Annotated in this window: 25 protein-coding genes; 16 read left to right on the forward strand and 9 right to left on the reverse strand. The window is 68.5% G+C overall.

The window, feature by feature from the left end; translation table 11 throughout:
• Positions 1 to 29 precede the first annotated feature (29 nt).
• Positions 30 to 1,022 (reverse strand): sensor histidine kinase, encoded by a 993-nt coding sequence (locus tag IEY26_RS05260; protein ID WP_188976541.1) that lies wholly within the window; start codon positions 1,020 to 1,022, stop codon positions 30 to 32.
• 408 nt (positions 1,023 to 1,430) lie between these two features.
• Positions 1,431 to 4,259, reverse strand: coding sequence for a DEAD/DEAH box helicase (locus tag IEY26_RS05265; RefSeq protein ID WP_188976543.1), 2,829 nt, complete (start codon positions 4,257 to 4,259; stop codon positions 1,431 to 1,433).
• A 98-nt stretch (positions 4,260 to 4,357) separates the two neighbouring features.
• On the opposite strand from IEY26_RS05265, the gene IEY26_RS05270 reads away from it, so the two are divergent.
• Positions 4,358 to 6,754 carry a hypothetical protein gene (locus IEY26_RS05270; protein WP_188976545.1) on the forward strand — a complete coding sequence of 799 codons (2,397 nt, stop codon included), beginning with the start codon at positions 4,358 to 4,360 and terminating at the stop codon, positions 6,752 to 6,754.
• A 90-nt stretch (positions 6,755 to 6,844) separates the two neighbouring features.
• Entirely contained in the window at positions 6,845 to 7,624 is a 780-nt protein-coding gene (locus IEY26_RS05275; protein ID WP_188976547.1) for a creatininase family protein, read from the forward strand.
• Here the strand turns inward: IEY26_RS05275 and IEY26_RS05280 are convergent.
• Genes IEY26_RS05280 through IEY26_RS05290 form a run of 3 tightly spaced genes read right to left on the reverse strand, consistent with a single transcriptional unit; the run spans position 7,616 to position 11,218 of the window.
• Complete coding sequence (locus IEY26_RS05280; RefSeq protein ID WP_188976549.1) at positions 7,616 to 8,380, reverse strand: metallophosphoesterase; 765 nt, start codon at positions 8,378 to 8,380, stop codon at positions 7,616 to 7,618. The genes IEY26_RS05275 and IEY26_RS05280 overlap by 9 nt on opposite strands.
• Before the next feature lies 1 nt (position 8,381).
• Positions 8,382 to 9,947 carry a hypothetical protein gene (locus IEY26_RS05285; protein WP_188976551.1) on the reverse strand — a complete coding sequence of 522 codons (1,566 nt, stop codon included), beginning with the start codon at positions 9,945 to 9,947 and terminating at the stop codon, positions 8,382 to 8,384.
• The gene (locus IEY26_RS05290) at positions 9,944 to 11,218 is read right to left on the reverse strand and encodes a Single-stranded DNA binding protein (protein WP_188976553.1); all 1,275 of its coding nucleotides are present in this window, start codon (positions 11,216 to 11,218) and stop codon (positions 9,944 to 9,946) included. Before IEY26_RS05290 ends, IEY26_RS05285 begins: the two co-directional genes overlap by 4 nt.
• 86 nt (positions 11,219 to 11,304) lie before the next feature.
• On the opposite strand from IEY26_RS05290, the gene IEY26_RS05295 reads away from it, so the two are divergent.
• From IEY26_RS05295 to IEY26_RS05305, 3 genes are read left to right on the forward strand one after another with little or no spacing between them, the layout of a single operon-like run.
• Entirely contained in the window at positions 11,305 to 11,520 is a 216-nt protein-coding gene (locus tag IEY26_RS05295) for a hypothetical protein (protein ID WP_188976555.1), read from the forward strand.
• Positions 11,521 to 11,577: 57 nt separating this feature from the next.
• Entirely contained in the window at positions 11,578 to 12,093 is a 516-nt protein-coding gene (locus tag IEY26_RS05300; RefSeq protein ID WP_188976557.1) for a DUF6149 family protein, read from the forward strand.
• Positions 12,094 to 12,130: 37 nt separating this feature from the next.
• Positions 12,131 to 12,790 carry a 2,5-diamino-6-(ribosylamino)-4(3H)-pyrimidinone 5'-phosphate reductase gene (locus IEY26_RS05305; protein ID WP_188976559.1) on the forward strand — a complete coding sequence of 220 codons (660 nt, stop codon included), beginning with the start codon at positions 12,131 to 12,133 and terminating at the stop codon, positions 12,788 to 12,790.
• Here the strand turns inward: IEY26_RS05305 and IEY26_RS05310 are convergent.
• The 3 genes from IEY26_RS05310 to IEY26_RS05320 all read right to left on the reverse strand — a co-directional run bounded on the left by IEY26_RS05310 (position 12,778) and on the right by IEY26_RS05320 (position 15,922).
• Positions 12,778 to 13,554, reverse strand: coding sequence for a nucleotidyltransferase domain-containing protein (locus IEY26_RS05310; RefSeq protein WP_188976561.1), 777 nt, complete (start codon positions 13,552 to 13,554; stop codon positions 12,778 to 12,780). The two genes, IEY26_RS05305 and IEY26_RS05310, sit on opposite strands and share 13 nt — an antisense overlap.
• 156 nt (positions 13,555 to 13,710) lie before the next feature.
• Positions 13,711 to 13,995 (reverse strand): DUF7545 family protein, encoded by a 285-nt coding sequence (locus tag IEY26_RS05315; RefSeq protein WP_188976563.1) that lies wholly within the window; start codon positions 13,993 to 13,995, stop codon positions 13,711 to 13,713.
• A 604-nt stretch (positions 13,996 to 14,599) separates the two neighbouring features.
• Complete coding sequence (locus tag IEY26_RS05320) at positions 14,600 to 15,922, reverse strand: FAD-dependent oxidoreductase (RefSeq protein WP_188976565.1); 1,323 nt, start codon at positions 15,920 to 15,922, stop codon at positions 14,600 to 14,602.
• A 154-nt stretch (positions 15,923 to 16,076) separates the two neighbouring features.
• On the opposite strand from IEY26_RS05320, the gene IEY26_RS05325 reads away from it, so the two are divergent.
• The 6 genes from IEY26_RS05325 to IEY26_RS05350 all read left to right on the forward strand — a co-directional run bounded on the left by IEY26_RS05325 (position 16,077) and on the right by IEY26_RS05350 (position 19,927).
• The gene (locus tag IEY26_RS05325) at positions 16,077 to 16,361 is read left to right on the forward strand and encodes a DUF357 domain-containing protein (RefSeq protein ID WP_188976567.1); all 285 of its coding nucleotides are present in this window, start codon (positions 16,077 to 16,079) and stop codon (positions 16,359 to 16,361) included.
• Positions 16,362 to 16,402: 41 nt separating this feature from the next.
• Complete coding sequence (locus IEY26_RS05330) at positions 16,403 to 16,678, forward strand: ArsR/SmtB family transcription factor (RefSeq protein ID WP_188976568.1); 276 nt, start codon at positions 16,403 to 16,405, stop codon at positions 16,676 to 16,678.
• A 57-nt stretch (positions 16,679 to 16,735) separates the two neighbouring features.
• Positions 16,736 to 17,041: a hypothetical protein gene (locus IEY26_RS05335; protein ID WP_188976570.1), complete on the forward strand. Its 306-nt coding sequence runs from the start codon at positions 16,736 to 16,738 to the stop codon at positions 17,039 to 17,041.
• A 142-nt stretch (positions 17,042 to 17,183) separates the two neighbouring features.
• Positions 17,184 to 19,178, forward strand: coding sequence for a DUF7282 domain-containing protein (locus tag IEY26_RS05340; RefSeq protein ID WP_188976572.1), 1,995 nt, complete (start codon positions 17,184 to 17,186; stop codon positions 19,176 to 19,178).
• A gap of 125 nt (positions 19,179 to 19,303) precedes the next feature.
• Positions 19,304 to 19,696: a DUF2267 domain-containing protein gene (locus IEY26_RS05345; RefSeq protein ID WP_188976574.1), complete on the forward strand. Its 393-nt coding sequence runs from the start codon at positions 19,304 to 19,306 to the stop codon at positions 19,694 to 19,696.
• A 48-nt stretch (positions 19,697 to 19,744) separates the two neighbouring features.
• Complete coding sequence (locus IEY26_RS05350) at positions 19,745 to 19,927, forward strand: DUF7836 family putative zinc-binding protein (RefSeq protein ID WP_188976576.1); 183 nt, start codon at positions 19,745 to 19,747, stop codon at positions 19,925 to 19,927.
• Between the two features lie 36 nt (positions 19,928 to 19,963).
• Here IEY26_RS05350 and IEY26_RS05355 read toward each other — a convergent pair whose 3' ends face one another.
• Entirely contained in the window at positions 19,964 to 20,362 is a 399-nt protein-coding gene (locus tag IEY26_RS05355) for a translation initiation factor IF-2 subunit beta (RefSeq protein WP_188976578.1), read from the reverse strand.
• 258 nt (positions 20,363 to 20,620) lie between these two features.
• Between IEY26_RS05355 and IEY26_RS05360 the strand changes: the two genes are divergently transcribed.
• The 5 genes from IEY26_RS05360 (at position 20,621) to moaC (ending at position 24,240) form a co-directional block, all read left to right on the forward strand.
• Entirely contained in the window at positions 20,621 to 20,860 is a 240-nt protein-coding gene (locus IEY26_RS05360) for a UPF0058 family protein (RefSeq protein ID WP_188976580.1), read from the forward strand.
• Positions 20,861 to 20,965: 105 nt separating this feature from the next.
• Complete coding sequence (locus tag IEY26_RS05365; RefSeq protein ID WP_188976582.1) at positions 20,966 to 21,853, forward strand: DNA-3-methyladenine glycosylase family protein; 888 nt, start codon at positions 20,966 to 20,968, stop codon at positions 21,851 to 21,853.
• Between the two features lie 32 nt (positions 21,854 to 21,885).
• Complete coding sequence (locus tag IEY26_RS05370; RefSeq protein WP_188976584.1) at positions 21,886 to 22,173, forward strand: acylphosphatase; 288 nt, start codon at positions 21,886 to 21,888, stop codon at positions 22,171 to 22,173.
• 155 nt (positions 22,174 to 22,328) lie between these two features.
• Positions 22,329 to 23,744 (forward strand): NAD(P)H-hydrate dehydratase, encoded by a 1,416-nt coding sequence (locus tag IEY26_RS05375; RefSeq protein WP_188977120.1) that lies wholly within the window; start codon positions 22,329 to 22,331, stop codon positions 23,742 to 23,744.
• Positions 23,737 to 24,240 carry a cyclic pyranopterin monophosphate synthase MoaC gene (gene moaC / locus IEY26_RS05380; RefSeq protein WP_188976586.1) on the forward strand — a complete coding sequence of 168 codons (504 nt, stop codon included), beginning with the start codon at positions 23,737 to 23,739 and terminating at the stop codon, positions 24,238 to 24,240. The genes IEY26_RS05375 and moaC overlap by 8 nt, the downstream gene beginning before the upstream one ends.
• The last annotated feature ends 46 nt before the right edge of the window (positions 24,241 to 24,286 follow it).

Here is a 24,286-nt window from a genome sequence, read left to right on the forward strand (position 1 = left end):
ACTTCGAAACACGGTAGCGAGCTACGCGATTAGGCGGGGAGCGTGACGACGGCGCGGGAGCCGGCGTCGTCGAAGGCGAGCGAACCGCCGACGCCCTCGACCGTCCACCGGACGAGCCAGAGGCCGAGCCCGCTCCCGTGTTCGAGCTGCGTGATGGGGCGTTCGCCGAGGACGAGTTCGCGCTCCTTCGCGGGGATGCCGTCCCCGTCGTCGCTCACGCTTACTTCGACGGAGCCGCCCGCGTCGGTCGCGTGAACGGTGACGGTTCCCGCCCCGTGCTCGACGGCGTTCTCGACGAGCTCGTCGACCGCGGCGCGGAAGTGGTCGTTCGCCGTCGCCGTGAGCGAGTCCGGGGCGTCGAGGACGAACTCGCGGTCCGCGTACTCGTCGCGCGCGTCGACGACGGCCTCGCGGCAGACCGCGGCGACGTCGATCTCGTGCGGGTGTTCTTCGAGGGACTGCTCGATGGTCTTCACGTTCTCGTTCATCTCTGCGAGGTCGTCCGCGACCGTGCGGACGTGCTCTCCGGGGATGGAGTCCGTGTCGACGACGCTCGCGGCGGCGAGCAGGAGCTGTGCGTCGTGTCGGAGGTTGTGGCGGACGAGCGTGTTCAACACGGCGAGCTTCTCGCGTTCGGTCGCGAGTTCTTCAGCGCGGATACGCCGGACGTCGTAGACGCCGATGATGACGTGTGCGACCGCGCCGGCGGAGAGGACGGCGGCGAAGATGAACGGCGTGTTGTCCACCGGCTGGTAGGTGAAGACGAGCGTGAAGACGAATCCGAGGACGGCGAGGCCGAGGAGGTTCCAGCCGGCGACCCGAGCGGTGTTCACGTCGTCGATGTCGGCGCGGTAGACGAGCGGGCCGACGGCGACGAGGCCGAGCGAGATGATGGAGGCGAGCGCCGCGAGGACGAAGCCGACGAGCGGCGGGCTGGCGAAGAGCTGTGCGGCGTTCGGGACGAGGAGGACGAGTCCGGTGAGAGTGATGGACCCGGCGGCGGTGAACCTGAGTAGTTTCATCGGGGGTGCCGTCGTTTCTCGCCGACGACGGATAAACACGCACACTCGCCGAGCGGGCTGCGAACAGGCGGCACGCGCTCTCAGGCGTCGGTGTGCCGCGCTCCCGCCTCGGCCGACGCCCGCCATTTTCAGGCGATACCGCGAGTTCGCCGCGCTCTCACGGATAAACTCTCGCAGGAACAGCCAGTGAAACGGGAATCACAAGCATCGCGCGAGCGAGTGGTTCGGAGTCCGCGCGAGTCGAAGACGAGTGCGGGCAAGCGGGACCGGTGGGTCCCGCCAAGAACCCGAGCGAGCGCGTTCACCGCGAACGCGACGCGTTCGCGGAGCGTTTTTAGCGTAGCTTTTTGCGAGGAGGGTTCCCACAGCGAGCGCAGCGAGCGAGGAAACCCGACGAGTAAAAAGGGACTACCAGAAGGCTTTGGTTCTCGCGTATTCGCGTTCGCGTTCGAGGATGTCGCGGTAGAAGTCGGCTTCGTCCTCGCGGTGGTTGTTGATGACGCGGGCGGCGTTCTGTGGGCCGACGCCGCGGGCGGTGAGCGCGATGACGGCCTTTTTGCCGTGGGTCTGGACGATGCTGGCGTTCCGGTAGGCGCGCTCGGTCATCTTCTCCTCCTCCGGGTCTTTGTCGTCCTGTTTGAGGGCGGAGACGACGTCGTCGGCCCAGGGGGAGAGCGCGGCGATGCGAGTGGAGTCGCAGTGCGGGCACTGGGGCTGGTCGCGGACGCGCCCGACTTTCGTGGTGTGCTCGTAGTCGAGGCAGTTGAGGCAGACGAGCTTCACGCGGTCGCCGGCGATGCGTTCTTTCACGGCCCTCACGACGCTGGCGTCGGCGTTCTCGGGCGTGAGGAGCTCCTTCCCGCTAGAGCGGCCGTCGACGCCGATGGGTGTTCGCCCCCGGTGGGTTTCGACGGCGAGGTCTCCGGATCGGATGCGTTCGAGTATCTCGCGCGCTCGCTCGACGTCGAGGTCGCGGTGGAAGATTTCGCGTATCGCCTCGTCGTACACCGGCGTGTCTTCGAGCGCGGCGAGCACGCGGTTGAGGCCGACGCCGTCGCGTCCCTTCCAGCGTTTGAGCGCGCCGAACTTCGCGGCGACGTGGCTGAGCGTGAACTTCAGCGCGTCGGATTTCTTGAGGGAGAGTTCGAGGAGCGGCTTGACGTGCGCGGGGTCTGTCGTTTCGAGGACGTCGATGACGTCGGTCGCGCTCGTCTTCGCCGGCACTTCGAGTTCGATGCGGTAGGGGCCGGCGTCGAGGCCGACAGAGGAGCCGGTCTGCTGGCCGAGGAGCGCGGAGAGGAGTCGTCCGAGGGTTTCGTTCACCCGGTGACCGAACGGTGCGTTGACGACGATGTCGTTCCCGTGCGCCTCGACGACGAGCGTGTCCTGGTCGGGGACAGGCGCGTCGGCGTCGACGTGCCGTTCGACCTGTTCGAGGGCCTGTTCGGCGGTGTACTGGTCGGTCGGGTATCGTTGCGTGAACTCGCGCGCGACGCTCGCGGTGTCTGCGCCCGCGGCGAACTGCGGGCCGGCGACGCCTCGAATCTCTCCGACTTCCTGCGCGACCTCGTACGGGACGGGAATCTCTCGGCCCGTCCACGAGGGGACTTCGCCGGTCGGGTCCTCGATGGGGGAGACGCGGACTCTCGACTCCTCCTCGTCGATTTCGGCGATGCGCCACATCTCGCCGCGCTGGATGAAGGACGCGCCAGGCTCAGCAAAATTCACGACGAAGCGCTCGTCGAGCGTCCCGATTTGTCTCCCGCGCGCCATGTCGTAGACCTCGTAGGTCTCTTCGTCGGGAATCATCGAGAGGTTCGCGTAGAAGTACTGGAACGTCCCGCCCGATTTGTTGAGCGTGTCCGCGTCCTCGTCGAGGTAGAGCACGCGGTTCGCGTGGAGCTCTCGCACGACCTCCTTGAACGTCTCCTCGTCGAGGTCGCGGAAGGGGTAGGCGCGCGTGCAGATCTCGTAGGCGCGGCGCGCCGGGAGTTCGCCGTCGTCCATCACACACCCCACGATCTGGTTCGCGAGCGTGTCGAGGCTCCCGTGGTGAATCTGCGTGACTTCGACGTCGCCGGCGGCCGCGCGTCGGGCGATAGCGAGCGCTTCGAACGTGTCGTCCGGGTGGCCGGTGATGATCGTCCCGCGGGAGACCTCGTCCTGACGGTGGCCCGCGCGCCCGACGCGCTGGAGGAGGCGCGCGACTTCCCGGGGACTCTGGTACTGGACGACGTGGTCGATGCGGCCGACGTCGATGCCGAGCTCCATCGAACTCGTGCAGAGGAGCGCGTCGAGGTCGCCGGCTTTGAAGCGGTCTTCGACGTCGATGCGCGCGTCCTTCGAGAGGCTCCCGTGGTGGACGCCGATGTTCGCGTCGAGTTCTTTGAAACGCGAGCCGAGCGCTTCGGCGGTCTGCCGGGTGTTCACGAAGACGAGCGTGGAGTCGTGGTCCTCGACGAGTTCGAGGATGGCGCGGACGTGACTCGCCATGTCCGCGCTCGTCATGAGTTCGTTCCCGGTCGCCTCGTCGGCGGCGGTGACTTCGGGCTCTCGCACTGCGAACTCGACTTTCGAGGCGATGTCGACTTCGACGACTTCGCAGCCGCGGCCGCCCGTGAGGAACGCGCCGACCTCCTCGGGGTCGCCCACGGTGGCGGAGAGGCCGATGCGCTGGAAGTCGCCCGCGACTTCGACGAGGCGCTCGAGGCCGACCGAGAGCTGCGCGCCGCGCTTCGAGCCCGCGAGCTCGTGGACTTCGTCGACGACGACGTGCTCGACGTCCGAGAGGGCGACGCGGAGTTTCGACCCGGTGAGCATCGCCTGCAGGCTCTCCGGCGTCGTCACGAGCACGTCGGGCGGGTCGTCGGCCTGCTGGCCGCGGCGGTACTGCGTCGTGTCGCCGTGCCGGACGTCGATTTCGATGCCTAACTGTTCGCCCCACCAGTCGAGGCGCTCGCGCATGTCGCGGTTGAGCGCGCGCAGCGGCGTGACGTAGAGTGCGGAGATACCGAACGTTTCCCCCGATTCGGCGATAGCGTCGAGCACGGGGAGCATCGCGGTCTCGGTCTTCCCGGTGCCCGTGGGCGCGACGACGAGCGCGTCGCGGCCGGCGACGAGCGGCGGAATCGCGCGCTGCTGTGGCTCGGTCGGTCGGGTGAAGCCGCGCGCGCCGAGTGCGTCCCTGACGGCGGGTCCGAGGGTCGTGAACGCCTCCACGACGCCCGTTTCGCTCATGGCTGTACTACCGTCGGACGGCGGTTAAGCGCACCGCCGCCGGCCGCTTGGTTTCGTGGGGGAAAGGGTTTATTTGCAAGCATCTGTAAGTGGAATATATGTGGGACCAAGGCCCCGACGCTGATGACCCGGAATGGCGCGTCGTCGAAACCGACTTCGAGACGGACCTCATGGAGGTCTGTCAGACGGCCGTCGGCCCGTACGCGATCGGGAGCGGTGGCGTCCTCGCTGGTAACCGGAACGAGAACGGCTGGGAGATCGTCTTCGACGACGGCCCCGGCGCGAAGGACAACCAGCTCCGCGCGATGGACGTCACGGACGACGGGAAGCGCCTCTGGTTCCTCGGCTCCTCCGGCGCGCTCGGCTGCTACGACGTCGAGACTCGCCGGAAGTACGACTACTCGTACCCGCACGAGATGACGAGCACGTGGGAGGGAATCGCCGTCTCCGGAACCGCCGGCAGCGAGAAGGGGCTCGCCGCGAACGGCTCCGGCGAAATCCTCCCGTTCACCATCGACGGCTTCGACGTCAACTGGGAGCCGACGATGAAGCCCGTCAGCGGGAAAGCCGCGAAGATTTCCGCCCTCGCCGCCAGCCCCGAGGGCGTCGGCTACGCCGTCGACACCTCCGGGAACGCGTTCAAGACCACACCCGACAGCGGCTGGGAAGACGTCGGCGTCGTCGACGCGCAGGTCAAATTCTACGACATCCACGCCGGCACGCACGGCAAAGTCTACGTCGCCGGCGGCGACGGCCGCGTCTACCGCTACGACGACTCCTACCGCTCGTGGACGCCGCTCGCCGTTGGGAACACGGCTCTCCACTCCTTCGACATCTACGACTCGCAGATGGTCGTTCTCGGCGACGGCGGGAGCTTCTACGAGCGCCAGTTCGGTGGCGACCGCTGGGAGAAGACGCACACGCCGACGAAGGAGACGCTCTACGACGTCGTCCTCGGCTCGAACGGCGACGTCGCCGTCGGCTCCGGCGGCACCGTCATCGAACGCCCGCGCGGCCACACGCGCTCCGCCGGCACGAGCGCGGACGGCGACAACTACGACGGCCGCGGCGAGACCTTCGACGGCGACAGCCAGCCCCCCTCGAATTCGACCGCTGATACCACCGCGAACGCGGACGGCGACGCGACCGCCGACGCCGCCGGCTCCGCGGCCGCTTCGACCACCACGGCCAGCGAGACGCGCTCGGCCGACCAGCAGACGGACGACACGCAGACGGACGACACGCAGTCCGAGACGGAGACTGCGGCGGCCGCTCAGTCCACAGCGGACGACACGCAGTCCGAGACTGAGACGGAAACTGAAGGAGACGCCGACGCGCAGTCGCAGTCGTCTGTGGAGACGCAGGCGGAGGCGAGCCAGCAGTCGACGTCTGAGTCCGAGTCGACGGCGGACCGGAACGCCGACGGGGACAGCGACCCGGCGTCCTCCGACGGTTCCGAGTCCTCCGAGCCCGCTGAGACGACGACGAGTTCGCCGGAGAACGTCACCGACGCGACCGACGGCGAGACCTCCGACAGCGACGACACGGCGGCGTCCGACGACTCTGAACAGGCGTCGACGGAGACGGCCGATTCCCCGGAAACGACGACGACCAGCGGACCGGACAACGTCACGGACGTGACGGAGACCGAGTCGACGCCCGAGACGGTGGAGTCCGAGGCGGACGCGGACTCCGAGTCCGAGACCGATTCGACGGCCGACGAGCCGGTGACGACCGGGCCGGACAGCGTCACGGACCTCCGCGAGGAAGTCGAAGACGCCGAGGCGGCCATCGATAACGCGGAGGACGCGCTCGACGACGTGCAGGAGGAAGCCGGGTTGGCCGACGAGCCGGTGACGACCGGACCGGACAGCGTCACGGACCTCCGCGAGGAAGTCGAAGACGCCGAGGCGGCCATCGACGACGCCGAGAACGCGCTCGACGACGTGCAGGAGGAGACCGACGCGCTCTGGCCGGACGAGAACGCGGCGACGTCCTCGCCGGAGCAGACGAGCGAGGCGGCGTCCACCGAGTCGGCCGACGCACAGACGAGCGCACAGACCCAGCGGTCCGCACAGGCCGACGCGGGGTCGTCGTCGGTGCAGGCGACCGGCGCACAGCCGGTCGAGCAGCCGACGCAGGACACGCGGAGTCTCGACGACCTCGCGTCGGAGGCGGAGTCCGTCGAGAGCGTGCAGGAGACGGAGCCGTCCGACGCCCCGGAGACGACGCAGAGCGACGAGGCCGCCGAGTCCGCTGACGATGCGTCCGCGGACGAGCGGGGCGTCGAGGAGCCGGAGTGGGCCGACGAGAACGGGAGTAGCGGCGAGGCGAAGGACCTCGACGAGCTCGCTGAGGGCCTCGACACCGGCATCGAGCATTACGAGCAGGACGACCGCTACGAGGTCTTCGACCACGCGGAGTACGACGGCGACGGCCACAAGCTCATCATGATGGACGAGTACGGCAACGAGTACGTCATCGTCGAGAAGTAGTCCGAGAGCGCGTTTCGTCTGTTTCTCCCCGGCCGTCCGGCCGGTTCGCCGACCCGAATCTTTCTCGCCCCCGAGTCCGTAGCTCGCCGTATGTATCTGGCTGACGAGGCGTGGCCGGACCTGGAGTCGTACTTCGAGGCGGAGTCGCTGGCGCTCGTGCCGCTCGGGAGCACCGAGCAACACGGCCCGCACCTCCCGGAGGGAACGGACCACGTCATCGCGGAGGCGTTCGCGCGGGAGGCGGCGGCGCGGACGGGCTACCTCTGCACGCCGACGGTGAACATCGGCGTGAGCCCGCACCACCGCCAGTTCCCGGGGACGATGTGGGTGGACGCGCCGGCGTTCCGCGACTACGTGGAGAGCTTCACGCGGAACCTCGCCTACCACGGCGTCGACCGCGTCGTCTTCGTGAACGCGCACGGCGGGAACGTCCAGCACCTCCGAGAAGTGGGGCGGCGGCTCCGCGACGACGGCGTCGCCTACGCGGTCGAGTGGATGTGGGACGAGTCGATTCCCGACGTAGTCGAGGAGGCCTTCGAGCACAACGGGCCGCACGGCGGGCCGAAGGAGACGGCGTTGATTCAGTACCTCCACGGGGACCTCGTCCACGACGACCGGCTGGAGGACGCCCACGCGGGCGGCGTGGAGACGATTACGCCGGCGCTGACGATGCAGAACGGCGCGCGGACGTACTACGACGCGGTGGAGAACTCGGAGAACGGCGTGTTCGGCGACCAGACGGACGCGACGGCCGAGAAGGGCGAGGAGCTGTTCGAGGCGGCGTCCGACCAGCTCGTGCAGCTCTGTGAGTGGCTCGCCGAGCGGGAGTGGGAGGAGCTCGCCCCGCCCGCGCCCGTCCGCTCAGAGTGAGCGATACGGGCCGAGGCGCGTGCCGTCGAGGAGATAGGCGTCCGCCTCCGGGAGCGCCGCGGGGAGGAACGGCGCGAGGAACTCCTGCCCGTCGACGTTCACCCACGTCCCCGACGAGAGGTCGTTGAACGCGGGGAAGACGACGAGTTCACCGAACGTGTGGCCCGGTTCGGCAGACGGGTCACCCGAGAGGTTGAAGTCGTCGTAGTGCGCTTCGAACGGCGCGGGGTCGAGGGGGCCGCGGAGCCAGACGCGTTCGACTCTGGAGCCGCCGACGTCGTCGGCGAGGCGGACAGTGGGGTGTTCGTGGCCCATGCAGACGACGTCCGCGTCGAGCACGCGGCGGGCGGGCCACGTGTGGCCGTGCGTGAATCCGACGTCGCCGACGCGAATTCCGTCGCCCGCCGTCACGCTGTCGACGACGGCGTCGAGCTTTCCGTCGTGGTTTCCTTTGACGAGCGTCACGGGGACGTCGATGGCGTCCACGAGCGCCTCCAGCTCCTCGCGTTCCTCGCCGTCGGGTTCGCCGATGTGGTGGCCGAGGTCGCCGAGGAACACCATCCGGTCCGGGGCCGTCCGGTCGAGGAGGTCGAGGAGTCGTTCGCGGCGCTCCGCGGCGTGCGAGCGGACCTCGAGTCCGTCGCGGCGGAGGCTCCGCTCGATGCCCGCGTGGTAGTCGGCGACGACGAGGGCGCGCTCCCCGTCCGCGTGCGCGACCGCGGCGGGCGCGTCCGGCACGGGGTCGACGCGAGCCACGCTAGATGGCCTTCAGGTGGTCCTCGCCGGACTCGTAGCACCGCCCGCTCATCAGCGCGGACTGGATGGCGTCCTCGATCTCGTCCTCGCCGGCGTCGGAGGACTCGACGAGCGTCCGCACGAGCTCGTCGCGGTCAGCGCCGTCGCCGTCGTCGAGCGCCTGCATCTCGTCGATGACGACGTCCTCGAGGTCGCCGTCGATTTTCCCGGCAGCTTCGTCCTCCGCGTCGGACTCCGGCTCGTCGTACTCGGCTTCGGTGAAGTCGTCGAGGTCGTCCTCGTCTTCCTCGCTCGCGTCCTCGAAGTCTCCGAGCGGGCCTTCGCCCGGCTCCTCGGCGGCTTCGAGGTCCTCGACGTCTTCGGGCTCCGGCGTCTCGATGTCCGCCTCGCCCTGGTCGGGGATGTCCGATCCCGTGCTGAACCCGACGTCGAAGTTCTCCTCGACCTCCTCGCGTTCTTCCTCCGTGAGCCCCTGCATCTCGTCCGTCTCGATAGCGTCGACGTCCTCGGTCACTTCGGAGGTGTCCGCCTGCCCGGACCCGACTTCGGACTCGGCTTCCGCTTCGGCCTCGGAATCCGGTTCGACTTCGGCGTCCGGTTCAGATTCGCTCTCGGCTTCCGCTTCGGTCGTGTCGAGGGGTTCCGGCTCCGGTTCCGCGTCCGCGGGTTCGGGTTCGAGGTCGGACTCCTCGGGTTCGGGTTCGTCGTCGTCGAGCGCGCGAGCGGTCGGCCCTTCGGCGACCGGTTCCTCGCCGGGGGCGTCGGGGCCGGGTTCGGGCTCCTCGCGCTCGCTCTCGGCGTCGAGAGGTTCGTCGGCGGTGGCTGCGTCAACGTCGAGAGTAGCGGGTTCGACGGTGCCGTCGCCGTCGGTGTCGGGCGCGCGGTCGAAGCCGTCGACTTCGCTCTTCTCGCCGGTGACGACGCGCGCGGCGTCGAGCGCGAGGTCGCGGAGGCCCGCGAGGTAGTGTTCGGTGGTGCCGTAGTGGTCGATGGCGAGCGCGGTCCCGGAGGCGAGCGCCGGGGGGACGCCGCCGTCTTCGAGAACGCTGGCGAGGTCGTCGCCGCGCTCCGGGCGGTCGAGCGCCGCGGCCATCGTGTTGACGCGGTCGAGCGTCTGTTCTGCGGTCCTGACGACCCAGCGGTCGCGGGTGTCGGCGTCGACCTCGTTCACGGACTCCGGGCGGATGCTCGTGTAGACGACGTCGGCGTCGTCGGGTTCGAACGTCCGCGCTTTCCCGGAGAGCGCGACGAACGACGGCGTCTCAGCGGACTCGAGGGAGGCGAGCGCGTCCGGCTGGTACTGACCGGCGTAGACGACGAACGCCCCCGTCGGGTCGACGATGCGCGCGCGAACGACGTCCTCGTTCACGTCCTCGACTTCGGTGAGGACGCCGACGACGAACAGCCGGTTGATGCGCGCGCCCGACGGCGTGACGACGTAGTTCGGCGCGCGCTCCTCGTCGGATTCGGCGTAGGAGAAGTCGGCGTCGTCGAACTCGCTCGCGAACACGCGCCACGCGACCTCGCGGCTCGGAATGACGTCGTTGTCGTTCCCGTTCGAGCTCATGCGTTCACCTCCTCGATGAGCGCCTCGGCACGCGCGGCCGGGTCGTCCTCGCTGCGTTCGAACTCGGTCGCTTCGAGGTTCGCGCCGTAGTCGTCGACGGAGAGGTGGCCGCGCACGCGGTACTCGCGGCCGACGATGTGCTCGCGGATCGTGTCCGCGACGACCTCCTGGTCCATCGCCTCGCGCGCGGCCTCGAGCGCGTCCTCCAGCGTGCCGCCGTAGACGTCCGCCGTCATCTCGTCGTCGAGGATAACGGTGACAGTCCCGGTGCCGTCGTCGAGGATGGCTTTCACGCGGAGGTCGTCCTCGCCGTCGACCTCGCCGTGCGTCCGACACTGGCCCTTCTGGGTGACGCGGCCGCACTCGGGGCAGCGCTGGATGAGGCCGGAGCCGTCCCGCACCTCGATGACGTTCCCGAGGAGTTCGACGTCGTACGCGCCGCCGCCCGTGACGGCCTCGCGGATCGAGAGCTTCTGGGGGCCGCCCGGTTCCACCGCCTCGTCGAGTTCGCGCACCGTCGAGAACTCGGAGACGTTCACCGAGGGGACGCCTCTAAATTCGCGGACGTAGACGTCCTCGATACGCACGGAGGTCCCTTCGGCGAGCTCGGGGTGGGGGTTCCAATCAGTAAAGGGGAGGCTCGCGGACTCGTCGGCGAGCACGCCGGAGAGAATCTCGGTCTCGCCGTCGCGCCCGTCGATGGTTCGGGTTTCGACGTCGACGACGCGGACGTCGACGTTCCGCCCGCGGTCGCCGGGGTCGAGGTCCGCGAGGGCGCTGTCCCCGCCGACCTCGTAGGGGATATCGAGATCCTCGCCGGCGGGTTCGACGGTCGAGGACTCCCCGAAGTTCACCTCGGGGTTCCCCTCGTACTCGCGGACGCTCGCGTTCCCGATCGTCACCGTATCGCCGGCTTCCAGGCCGAAGTCGTCCCACGCCGTGTAGGAGATCTTTCCCGTCTCGTCGGCGAGTTCGCCCTCGAAGATGACGTGGTCGTCGCCCTGATAGCGGATCGAGCGCTTCCCGACGGTGAGGACTGTCACGGTGAGCGTGAGACTCCCCGAATCCGGGGTGACGTCCGCGACGTTCGCCGCCGTCGGCGTCGACGACGACCCGCCACCGCCGCCCCCGCCGTACTTCCGGCGGAGGCTCTGCTTCGCTTCCTCGAGCGGCACCGAATACTCCACGAGGTTCTCGAGTCCGGTCTTGACCTCCTGTTTGTCGACACCGAGGTCGGAGGCGAGCTCCTCGGCATGTTGGTCGAGTTCCATCGAGTACGAATCGGAGGCGCGACAGTAAAAACGTTCCTCGCTGACCGGCCGGAACGGTGAAGTATCCGACGAGTGACGACACCGGTATGGCGCTCACAGCCCTCCCGCTCGCCGCCGGCGGGGCCGGAGCGATCCTCTCCCTCCTCTGGTTCCTCGTCGTCGTCGGCGTCAGCGTCTACGTCTACCGCGACGCGAAGCGACTCGACAGCCGACACGCGCTCGCGTGGGCGCTCGCCTCCTTCTTCGGGAGCATCGTCGTCTGGATACTCTACTTCGCCGTCCGCGACGAAGTCGGCCGCTGACTGCTCGTCCCATTTTCGGCCCCAACGCCCAACCGGCCTCCGCGGGTACCGCTGGATATGCGTCTCTACCAGTCGTGGAAGAACTACGTCGCACAGGCCGCCCTCGGCGTCCCGGTCGCCCGCCACTGGACGCGGTCGTGGCTCGTCGACCTCCACGCGGACTTCTTCGTCGACGCCTCCGAGGTGGACGCCGAGGCGCGCCGCGCGTTCTTCGAGGCGCTCTTCGACGCGAGCGTCGACGCCTACGAGCACGCGCTCGACGAGGGCTACCCGGAGGCCGAAGCCCGCGAAATCACGCACATCATGGGGACATTCGCCTTCACTGAGAAGGGGTGGGGCGACCTCGTCGAGTTCCCGCCCGCGGAGCGCGACGCCTACTACGCGCGCTACGAGGGGTTCTTCGAGCGCTACGGCGTCGCCCCCGACGATCCGTTCGGCGACTTCACGCCGCCCGGCGGACTCCCGGACGCCCCCGAGACGCCGGAGCGCCTCGACGGCGACTTCCCGCTCGCCGAACCCGGCCTGACCGACGACATCTACGTCCCCGCGCCGAACGTCGACGCGCGAACGTAAGCGAAACGCGTTTTCGGGCCGCGGCGGTAGAGGCGCTATGTTCGTCCACGTGAACGTCGCCGCGAGCGCGGACGGGAAACTCTCCTCGCGGCGACGCGAACAGATCCGCATCAGCGGCTCCGAGGACATGACGCGCGTCGACCGACTGCGCGCGGACAGCGACGCCGTCATGGTCGGCGTCGGCACGGTTCTCGCCGACGACCCCTCGCTCACCGTGAAAGACCCCGCGCTCGCCGACGAACGCGAGGCCGACAGGAAGCCGCGACAGCCCGCGCGCGTCGTCGCCGACTCGCACGCCCGCACCCCGCCGGACGCCGACGTCCTCGACGACGCCGCGCGGTCGTTCGTCCTCGTCGCCGAGGAAGAACCCACGGAGCACGTGCAGTCGCTCGCCGGCGTCGGTGCAGAAATCGTCGTCGCCGGCACGAACCGGGTCGACCTCGCCGACGCCTTCGACACGCTCGAAGGCCGCGGCGTCGACCGCCTCCTCGTGGAGGGCGGCGGCGAACTCATCTTCTCCCTCTTCGAGGAGGGGCTCGTCGACCGTTTCACCCTTTACGTCGGCTCGATGGTCATCGGCGGCCGCGACGCCCCCACGCCCGCGGACGGCGACGGCTTCGTCGAGCGCTTCCCGGACCTCGACCTCGTCGACGTCGAACGCCTCGACGACGGCGTCCTCCTCACCTACGACGTCTGAACGGCCTCGACACACCGCGCGACGAACGCGTTCACCACGTCGACGTCGATGCCGCGGACGTTGTGGACGTCGGGGTCGACGTGTCCGGGCAGTTCGGTGGCGAGTTCGGGGAACGGGTCGCCGACCTCGACGCCGCCCTCGCCCGCGTGCTTCCGCGCGACGAGGTCGCGCACGCGGTCGAGCACCCCCTCGGAAACGGCCAGCGCGGTGGCCTCGTCGTCGAGGAATCTCGGAACGTCGAGCGCCGGGAAGGCGTGCGTCGCGAGGACGTACCGGGCGTAGAGACCCGCGCGGGCGAGGTGGAGGTTCCGAGAGACCGTCGCGTCCGTCCCCGAGCGAACGTACTTCTCGTGCTGGCGCGTCGCCAGCGAGCGGTAGTGGTGGTAGAGGTCGATGGGTACGAAGTTCGCGTGCGCGTGCTCGGCGAGCGCGTCGGCGTCGACGGCCTCGACGTACTCGACGTCGCTCCCCAGGAACTCCAGAACCGTGGGGTTCGACTCCACGACGAGTTCCGCGAGCCGGGTCACGTTCCACGCCTTCACGTCCACGCCCGCGAACGCCTCGTGCACGGACTCGGTAGCCGTCCCGAGCTGCGCGTACTCCACTGGTGCCTGCGCGAAGACGACGCCGACGTCGTGGTCGCTCGCCGGCCCCGCCAACCCCCACGCCCGACTCCCCACCTCCCGCGCGAGCACGACCCGAACTTCATGCTTGTCGGCGAGTTCGTCGAGCGCCCGCGCGACGGCCGGCGGCGTCTCAGTCATTAGCGTCCGCTTTTCGTCTTCTTGGCGTAGTTCTACGCATAATGGGTGTTCGTAATGACGCGGGCCGCCAGAGGCGGCCCGGCTGCGTTCGCCCGCGGCAACGGGTGGGAATCTGCAAGGGGTAAACGGTCGCCGAAGGCGACCGTTTAGGGCTTGCTAGTGCTGGTGGCCGGTCGCCTCGCCGTACGTCATGCCGAAGCGCTCCTCGAAGAGGTCCATCGCCTCGGACTCGACGTCCTCGACGCCCTCGCTCGACTCGCCCTCGCCGTGGTGCGCGATCATGTGCGCGCGGGACGCGAACGCCATCGTCGTGATGTCGCCGACGACCTGCGCCTGCGACTCGTCGTCCTCCTCGCCGAGCATGTCCACGAGCCCCGCCGGAAGCTCGATCTCGTCTTCGCCGTCCGGACCCGAAATCGTGAACGTCACGCGTTCAGCCATACCTATCTGTCTCCGCCTGCGCGTATAGGTGCTGGGTTTCCTATCTGGGGTAGCATTTCGTTTAGGGGGCTCAGAAGTTCGGACCAGTGTCTATGTCGCTTCCGAAAGCCCCCTCGCCCTCGGCGGTTCTGAGCGACATATCCCTCACTTCGTTCGGGATAGGGGCCGCTCGGAACCGCCGACGACTCGGCCAGGGCGGGACGCTTCGCGCCCCGCTTGCTCTCACTCGGGCCTGCGGCCCTCGCGAGAACCCTTTCGATTTCCCGCCCGAACTGAACGATGAATCAGCTGTGGCCGTCCAAACGAAAACCTGGTGAGCGTCCGGCGACCGAGCGGTCCGTTAGGACCCGGTAGGTCGCCGGTTCACCGCGGCGAGCGACACGTCGCGCTACGCGCGACGGAACGGGTGAGCGGCGAAGCCGCGAACCAGCGAGCCGCGGGCCGACGACTGAGGGACTGAAAGGACCGAAGGAGGAGCTGTTCACGAGACGCTTCGCGTCTCGTGAGCCAACCAGAAATCGGAGATTTCTGGTGATGCTTTTAGCGTAGCTTTTACCGAGCGAAGCGGCCGAAGGCCGCTGAGCGCAGCGTAAAAGGTACTGGTCTAGTCGTCCGCGGGCGCGGCGTCGGTGGCTTCGATTTCGGGTTGATCGGGGAGGTCTTCGAGGTAGTCGTCGGCGTCGAGGGCGGCCTCGCTCCCCATGCCGGCGGCGGTGACGGCTTGCTGGTAGTGGAAGTCGACGACGTCGCCGGCACCGAAGAGGCCGGGGACGCCGGTTTTGGTCTGGCCGGCTCCGCGGCCGCCTTCGGTGATGAGGTAGCCGTCGTCGTCGGTTTCGACGGCGGTGTTCCGGAGGTAGTCGGTGTTGGGGGTGTGGCCGATGGCGACGAAGACGGCACCGACGTCCATCTGGAAGGATTCCGTTTCGGGGTCGTCGAGTTTCTCGCTGGGGTGGCCGTCGGGGTTGCGGACGAGGTCGACGTGGGAGACGCCGTCTTCGGGGGTGCCGTGGACTTCGGTGAGTTCGGTGTTGGTGAGGATTTCGATGTCGCCGGCCTGGACTTTCTCGTCGAGGCGCTTTTGCCAGTAGTCTTCGGCGCGGAACTCCTCGCGGCGGTGGACGAGGTAGACGGTGTCGGCGAACTTCGTGAGGAAGTTGGCTTCCTCGAAGGCGGCGTCGCCGCCGCCGACGACGATCATGTCTTCGCCGCGGAAGAACGCGCCGTCGCAGGTGGCGCAGGTGGAGACGCCGTATCCCATGAGGTCGTCCTCGCCGGGGATGCCGAGGGTGCGGGCAGATGCACCAGACGCGGCGATGACGGCGTCGGCGGTGTAGACGTCGCCGTTCGCGAGCTCGACGCGGAACGGGCGCTGGGAGTCGTCAACGTTCTCGATGATGCCGTGTTCCATCTCGGCCCCGAAGCGCTTCGCCTGCTCCTTCATGTTGTTGATGAGCTCGGGGCCGCTGATGCCCTCGGGGAAGCCGGGGTAGTTCTCGACCTCGGTCGTGAGCGTGAGCTGGCCGCCGGGTTCGTCGCCCTCGAAGAGGAGGGGGTCGTTGTCGGAGCGGCCGGCGTAGATGGCGGCGGAGAGCGCGGAGATACCGGTACCGGCGATGATGAGCTTGCGGTGCTCCTCGACGTCGTCGCCGCCGTCGGTGGCGAGGCCGAGTTTCTCGTCGAGTTCGCCTTTCGCGTCGAGGGCGCTGGTGTCGTCCCAGCCGCCGATGAGTTCGTCGTCGATGAAGACCTCTGGTGCTGTCTCGCGGCCGTCGGCGCGCTCTTTCATCTCCGCGAACAGCTCGTCGTCGCCGGTGACGTTGTAGGTGACGTAGTCGACGCCTTTCGCGTCGAAGAGGTCCTTCGCCTTCTCGCAGTACGGGCAGTCCGTCTTCGTGTATATCTCTACCGTCGGCGTCTCGCTCATACCCGTATTTCTCGGTGAACGCCTATGAGGATTGTGCTGGCAGGCACGCGTGCCGCTGTCGCGGGGCGCACCGCGAGCGTCGGCGGCGGCGTCGCGGCGGCGTCGCCGACGGCGTGACGACACGCTTACCCGATGCCTCACCGCATCTACGGGTATGGCTGCGGAGTTAGCAGAGAAGACGGAACGGTACGAGCGACTGCTCGCGGAGGCGCTGGACGCGGCGGAGGTCGCGCCACCCGCAGAGACCCCGCTCGGCGAGGCCGCCGCCGAGTTCGAGGAGATGGCGCAGTCCTACCTCGACGACGGCCGGCACTTCAAGGCGGAGGGCGACCTCGTGAACGCGCTCGCGTCGTTCTCCTACGGCCACGGCTGGATGGACGCGGGCGCGCGCATCGGCGTCTTCGACGTCCCCACCGAGGGCCACCTGTTTACGCAGTAACCCCGCACCCTTTAGGTGGCTGCCGGGCGACGTTCTGCGTGATGGAGGCCGTCCTCTGGTACGTGTTCACGGGTACGCGGGGCGGCCCGAACCGCGCGCGGCTCGTCCGCGCCGTCGACGAGCGACCGCGGAACGCGAACCAGCTCGCCGACGCGCTCGACCTCGACTACAAGACGGTCCGCCACCACCTCGACGTGCTCGTGGACAACAACGTCTTGGAGGCGAGCGGCGACGGCTACGGCGACATCTACCTCCCGACCGATCAGGCGCGCACGCACTGGGAGACGGTCGAGGAAATCCTCGCGGAGGTCGAGTGATTATGGGCGAATTTGGGAAAGAGTATATCCACGGCGACGGGGTACGGTGAGACAAGCATGGGTCTCTGGCTAGACGTCGTTCGGGCCGCATCCGCGCTGAACGTCATCGTGTTGCTCGCGCTGTGTGCGGTGTGGGTGCGGAACTACTGGCAGTTCCGCTCGAAGCACGCGCTCGGCCTGTCGGTCTTCGGCGTCCTCCTGCTCGCGGAGAACGCGCTCGGCTTCTACTTCTTCACCATCGACGAGGTCCGCGCGGCGTGGTTCTCCTCTGCCGTCCCGCCGGTCGCCGGCACGGCGCTGATGGTGCTCCCCGTCCTCGAACTCGCCGCGCTCGCGTTCCTCGCGTGGGTCACGCTCGACTAACCCATTTATATACCTCCGTTCGTTCTCGCCGCTTTCAGCATCGCGCTCGTCACGGCTTGAGTCGTCGTTTGGGACGGAGTGGGGAGAGATTTGGGTGAGAGTCCGGAAAACCCTCTTTAAGTGGACTGGTGTCGGTGGGAGTATGCGGCAACGCATTCAGGCGATAGCGCTCACAGCACTGCTCGTCGTCTCCCTCGCCGGCGTGGCGGCCCCCGTGGCCGCGCAGTCGGCGGGCGCGAGCGCGACGATTTCGAACCAGACCTCCGGCGGCTCCACCGTCACCGTCGACTCCGTTACCCTTCCCGACGGCGGCTTCGTGACGATTCACGACGCCAGCGTGACCGATGGCGACGTCCTCGGGAGCGTCGTCGGCTCCTCGACGTACCTCGCGGCGGGGACGCACCAGAACGTCACCGTGCGCCTCGACGAACCGCTCGCCGACTCCGGCACGTTCGTCGCGATGCCGCACATGGACACTGACGGCGACCGCGTCTACGAGTTCGTCTCCGCGAACGGCGCGGCCGACGGCCCGTACACGGCTGACGGCTCCGCCGTCGTCGACACCGCGAACGTCACCGTCGCCGCCTCCGTCTCGATGTCCGCGCAGCCGACCGACGGCGACTCCGTCGTCGTCGACCGCGTCGAACTCAGCCAGCCCGGCTTCGTCACGGTCCACGGCGCGTCCGTGACGGACGGGAAGGTCTTCGAGTCGATTAAGGGGACCTCGCCGTACCTCTCCGCGGGCGTCCACGAGAACGTCCGCGTCGACCTCGACACCGCGGTCGGCAACACGACGCTCGTCCCGATGGCGCACGTGGACACGAACGGCAACGAGATGTACGACTTCGTCACCAGCGAGGGCGAAGCGGACGGTCCCTTCACGACCGCTGACGGCTCTGCCGTCGTCGACACGGCGTCCGTGACGACCGCCCAGCACGCGATGGTTTCCGTGAGTAACCAGACGACCGGCGGCCACGCGGCCACGGTCGACTCGGTCTTCCTCCCCGACGGCGGCTTCGTCACCGTCCACGACGGTACCGTCACCGACGGCAAGGTCTTCGACTCCATCAAGGGGACCTCGCGGTACCTCGAACCCGGCCTCCACCGGAACGTCCAGATCACGCTCGACGCGCCCTACACGGACGACGGCACGCTCGTCCCGATGGCGCACGAGGACACGAACGACAACGAGACGTACGACTTCGTCACCAGCGAGGGCGCGAGCGACGGCCCGTACACGGCTGACGGCTCCGCCGTCGTCGACACGGCGTCCGCGACCGTCTCGGCGTCCGTCGCGCTCGACGCCCAGCAGTCCGACGGACACACCGTCGTCATCGACACCGTCGACATGACCGACGGCGGCTTCGTCGCCGTCCACGACCCCTCGCTCGGCGCGGGGAACGTCCTCGGGAGCGTCGTCGGTCACTCGACCTACCTCGACGCCGGCGTCCACCACAACGTCACCGTCACGCTCGACACGCCCGTGAACGAGAGCCAGGCGCTCGTCGCGATGCCGCACCTGGACTCGAACGGGAACGAGATGTACGACTTCGTCACCAGTGAGGGCTCGAACGACGGCCCCTACGCCGCGAACGGCGGTGCCGTCGTCGACACCGGGAAGGCCCTCGTGACGGCGACCGTCGTCGCCGACGCGCAGACCGCCGAGAACGGCGAGACCGTCACGGTCGACTCGGTCACGCTCGCGAACGGCGGGTTCGTGACGATTCACGACGCCTCGCTCGCCGACGGCGCGGTCTTCGACTCCGTCCGCGGCACCTCCGCCTACCTCTCCGCGGGCACGCACGAGAACGTCACCGTCGCGCTCGACGACCCGCTCTCCGAGTCCGCCACCGTCTACGCGATGGCGCACGCCGACTCGAACGGGAACGAGATGTACGACTTCGTCACCAGCGAGGGCGCGAACGACGGCCCCTACACCGCGAACGGCGCGCCCGTGATGGCGAGCGCCGACGTCACGGTCGAGAGCACGACGACCGCGATGCAGTCCACCACGACGGCGACCGACGAGACGACGATGCAGAACACGACGCAGACGAACTCGCCCGGGTTCGGCCTCGTCGCCGCCGCACTCGCGCTCCTCGGCGCGGCCCTCGTCGCGCTCCGCCGGCAGGACTAACGCCCCGACTGGCACCCGAGCACTCGCTCTCGGGCGTCCCCGTCGCCTTCTCCGGTTCTCTCGACGTCGCCCCGTCTCCCTTGGCCACTACGACTAATTGGCGTCCGCCGGTAGCCGGTCGTGCAATGCAACACGACGAATTCGTCGGTGCCGTCCAGCACCGAGCAGACCTCGCATCCCGCGGCGAAGCGATTCGAGTGACTCGCGCGACGCTGACGACGCTCGGCGAGCGCCTCCAGCCGGGCGAGGCCTCGGACCTCGCGGGCGCGCTCCCGATGGAGATCGACTACTTCCTCCAGGACGCGCACTCCGGCGAGCTCTTCGACTTCGACGAGTTCGTCAGCCGCGTCTCGCAGCGCGCACAGGCCGAGCAGTCGGACGCGCTCTTCTACGCGAAAGTCGTCGTCGACGTCGTCGCGGAGTCGGTCCCCGACACCGAGCTCGACGACGTCACCGCACAGCTCCCCGACGCGTACGACGAACTCTTCGAGCTCGTCGGCGAAGACAGCTACTACTGACTCCGTCCAGCGAGAAGTTTTTTCCCGAGCCCACTGTTCTACCCCACTATGGCACGTGAAGCATACATCCAGCTCGTCTGTCCGGAGTGCGAGAAGAAGTGGGAGGAGAACGCGTCCGACCTCCCGAAACCACAGAAGAACTACTCGTGTCCCGACTGTCACGCGACGCGGAAGACGTCCGAGTTCATGCGGACGGAGCGGGACCTCGAGAACCTGAAACGCCTGCAGTAACCGAACGGAACCTGAATCCGGACGCTTCGGTTCTCCTCAGACGGTCGTTCGCGCGCCGCAGGCCTCGCAGGTGAGGCGTTCGACGTCGTCTTTCTGCGTGAGCTTCGTGTCCGGGAGGCCGCACTCCGGACAGCGGACGTATTTGTCGACGTAGGCGTCGAGGACGTCCTGGATGCGGTCGGCGTCGAAGGAGCCGGTGAGGCGCGCGCGCCCGGACTCGTCGATCTGCGCGGACGTCCCGAGGTCGTTCTGGATGAACTTCAGGACGTGGCGTTCGCTGCGGTCGAGGCGGTCGACGGTCGCCTGAAAGTTCTCGTAGACCGTGGCGCTCCCCTCGGCGCGGACGTTCGGGTCGGGGACGGAGAAGCGGCTGTCGCCGGCGTCCTGCTCCGGCTTCTTCGCCATCGCTCTGTCGAGTGAGTCCTGATAATCCATACCCGGACAGTGGGCTGGCGAGCGTAAAAGCGTTTCATCCTTCCCGTCCTCGCCGACGCACACTGGCTCACGCGCGCGTTCCTTTCACCTGTCTCCCCGAGGGATGTATCCGAGTGGTCGTCGTCGACGGGTTTCGGTTTCCGTTCGAACCGAAGGGACCCGATAAGGGCTCGGGCGCTTAGAACGCCCATCTCGAAGACGTGTGGTAACGGCACTCAAGGTAATACTATAACCCTCGGACCGTTAGCTGTATTCGTTATGAAGAAGCAGGAGCTCATCCACCTGCACGGCCTCCTTGCGGAAGTGAAAAGCTACCACGAACAGTACGAGGACAGTGACGTAGACCTGACGGACTACGACGACCTCGGCGTACGACCGACATCGATTCACAAATCGAAGACCGACCACAAGGCAGCGGTCTTCGCGCTCGCGGGCAGTATTACTTCCTCGATGTCCGACGACACCGAAACCGAGAAGATCGCCGCGCAAGCCGACTAATTCCTGCAGCGCAGTCGCGTACCTCCCCGAAGTCCCGTCCCGTAGCCGCCGGCTCGCCGCGCGAAACCGACACCCTCCTAACGACGCCGCGGGTAGGAGTCGTGAATGCGAACGGGGAGCATCCCGGTCGACTCGCTCGCGGGCGGGTTCGACCTCCAGTCGACGCTCGAATCCGGGCAGTCCTACCTCTGGTGGCGGCCGGACGGTGCGGCGTACACGACCGACGGCGCGCACGGCGGGGGCGCGTGGTACGCCACCGTCGCCGACGGCGACGTGTTCCGCGTCCGGCAGCGCGACGGCCTGCTGGAGTGGGAGTCGACGACGGACGCCGACGCCCGCCTCCGCGAACTCCTGCGACTCGACGACGACCTCGACGCCATCGCGGCCGCCGCGCCCGACGACGACGTGATTCGGGAGGCGTACGCGGCGTACCCGGGGATGCGCATCGTCGACGACCCCTTCTTCCCGTGTCTCGTCTCCTTCATCTGCTCGGCGCAGATGCGCGTCGAACGCATCTTCGGGATGCAGGAATCCCTCCGCGAAGCGTACGGCGAGCGCGTCACGTTCGACGGCGAGACCTACCACGCGTATCCGACGCCGGACGCGCTCGCCGACGCCACGGAGGACGAACTCCGCGGGCTCGGCCTCGGCTACCGCGCGCCCTACGTCACGGCGACGGCGGAACTCGTCGCCTCGGGCGAGCTGACCGAGTCCGACGTTCGCGGGCTCGACTACGAGGCCGCGCGCGAGGCCGCGACGGGGTTCGTCGGCGTCGGCGACAAGGTCGCGGACTGCGTCCTCCTCTTCTCGCTCGGCTACCTCGACGCCGTCCCGCTCGACACGTGGATTCAGACCGCCATCTCCGAGTACTTCCCGGGCTGCGACCGCGGGACCTACGCCGAGACGTCGCGGGCCATCCGCGAGCGCCTCGGCCCGAACGCCGGCTACACGCAGACCTACGTCTTCCACTATCTCCGGAACCGCGAGGGCTAGAGCCTTAGGTCACGCGCCCGCAGCTAGCGCGTATGAACGAGGAGAACGCACGCGCTCGTGCACACGTCTTCGTCTCGGGGAAAGTCCAAGGCGTGTTCTTCCGGAATACGACGCGGGACAACGCCCGCGAGCTCGGCGTGGACGGCTGGGTGCGGAACCTCGACGACGGCCGCGTGGAGGCGGTCTTCGAGGGGCCGGAGGACGCCGTATCGACGATGGTGTCGTGGTGTCACGAGGGGAGTTCGCGCGCTCGCGTCGACGACGTCTCGGTCGAGTACACGACGCCCGAGGGCGAGGACGGCTTCGAGGTTCGCCGCTAATCCGAGACCACCGCCACCCTCAGATACCGGAAATATTTGGGGGTGGAGTTAGGCGGGTGCTGGGTGTCCGGGCGAGTGGCACAGCCGGGACGGTCGGGGAGTTTTTCCTCGGCCCGAGCGAACCACCGAGTATGGACGGTATCTCTTCGCGGCGGATGGCGGCCGTCGACCGGAACGCGGCCGCGCTCGGCGTCTCGACGAAACAGCTGATGGAGTCGAGCGGGAGCGCCGTCGCTCGCGCGGTCCGCCGGCACGCCGACCCGGGCGCGTCGGTCGCGGTCGTCGCGGGGCGCGGAAACAACGGCGGGGACGCGTTCGTCGCCGCGCGCTTCCTCGACGACTACGCGGTTTCGACGTTCTTGCTCGGCCGCCGGGAGTCCATCACGACCGACATCTCCCGGTCGAACTGGGACGCGCTCGGCGAGGCGGAGCTCCCCCGGGAGACCGTCACCGACTCGGCGCAGGTCGCCCTCGGCGACCCGGACGTCGTTATCGATGGCGTGCTCGGGACGGGCGTGACGGGCGCGCCGCGCGAACCCGAGCGCACCGCCATCGAAGCGATGAACGCGACGGACGCGACGGTCGTCTCCGTGGACGTCCCCTCGGGAACGGACGCCGACACCGGCGAGGCTGCGGACGTCGCCGTCGAGGCGGACGAAATCGTGACCTTCCACCGGCCGAAGCCGGGACTCCTCGGCCGCGACGACGTCACCGTCGCGGACATCGGCATCCCGTCACCGGCCGAGACGTTCGTCGGCCCCGGCGACCTCCAGGCCGTCACGCGCGACCCGCAGGCGCACAAGGGCGACTTCGGCCGCGTGTTCGTCGTCGGCGGCGGCCCCTACACGGGTGCGCCCGCGCTCGCCGCGCAGGCCGCGCTCCGCGCCGGCGCGGACCTCGCGTACGTCGCCGCGCCCGACCGCGTCGCGGACCGGGTTCAGGGCTACTCGGAAGACCTCATTGTCGAAAGCTACGACGGCGAGGTGCTCACGGCCGACCACGTCCCCGCGCTCCTCGACCGCGCCGGCGAGCGCGACGTCGTCGTCCTCGGTCCCGGTCTCGGGAGCGCGGACGCGACGCTCGACGCGGTCCACGGCTTCCTCGCAGACTACGAGGGGCGAGCGGTCGTCGACGCCGACGCGCTCCAGGTCGTCCCCGACGTCGACACCGAGGCGACGCTCGTCTGCACGCCCCATCAGGGCGAGCTCGTGAAGATGGGCGGGCCGCGGAGCGACGACTGGCGCGAGCGCCGCGAGACGGTTGAGAACTTCGCGCGCGACCTCGGCCACACGGTGCTCGTGAAGGGTGCGTACGACGTCGTCACGGACGGCGAGACGACGAGAGTAAATCGAACGGGGAACCCCGGGATGACCGTGGGCGGGACGGGCGACGTCCTTGCGGGCGCGACGGGCGCACGGCTCGCCGTCCACGACCCCGTCGAAGCGGGCGCGCTCGCCGCCTACGCCAACGGCAAGGCCGGCGACGCCGTCGTCGACGAGCAGGGCTACGGCCTCCTCGCCTCCGACCTCCTCGACGAACTCCCGCGCGCATTCAAACACGACGATGACTGACCACACAGACGCCGACGGCGACGACGAACTGACGCACACGACCGACGAGGGCGACGTCCAGATGGTGGACGTCGGCGCGAAGCCCGACACGAAGCGGCGCGCCGTCGCCCGCGGCCGCATCGACCTCGGCTCTTCGACCGTCGACGCGGTCCGCGGCGACGAGCTCGGAAAGGGCGACGTCCTCGCGACCGCTCGCATCGGCGCGATACAGGCCGTAAAGCACACGTGGGAGACGATTCCGATGTGCCACCAGATCCCCATCACGAACGTCGACACCGACTTCGACGTCGAGGACGAGTCGATAACGCTCGACGTCGCCGTCGAGACCACCGGGAAGACCGGCTGCGAGATGGAGGCGATTCAGGGCGTCACGACCGGTCTCGGCGTCGTCTGGGACATGGTGAAAGCCGCCGAGAAAGACGCGGACGGCCAGTATCCCGGGACGCGAATCGGCGACGTCGAAGTCGTCGAGAAGACGAAGAAGACGCTCGACTGACGCCTCGCTTGAGCCGGTTCGGCAGACGGCGCAGTAACCGTCTGAC

The organism is Halocalculus aciditolerans, assembly GCF_014647475.1.
GTDB classification, from domain to species: Archaea; Halobacteriota; Halobacteria; order Halobacteriales; family Halobacteriaceae; genus Halocalculus; species Halocalculus aciditolerans.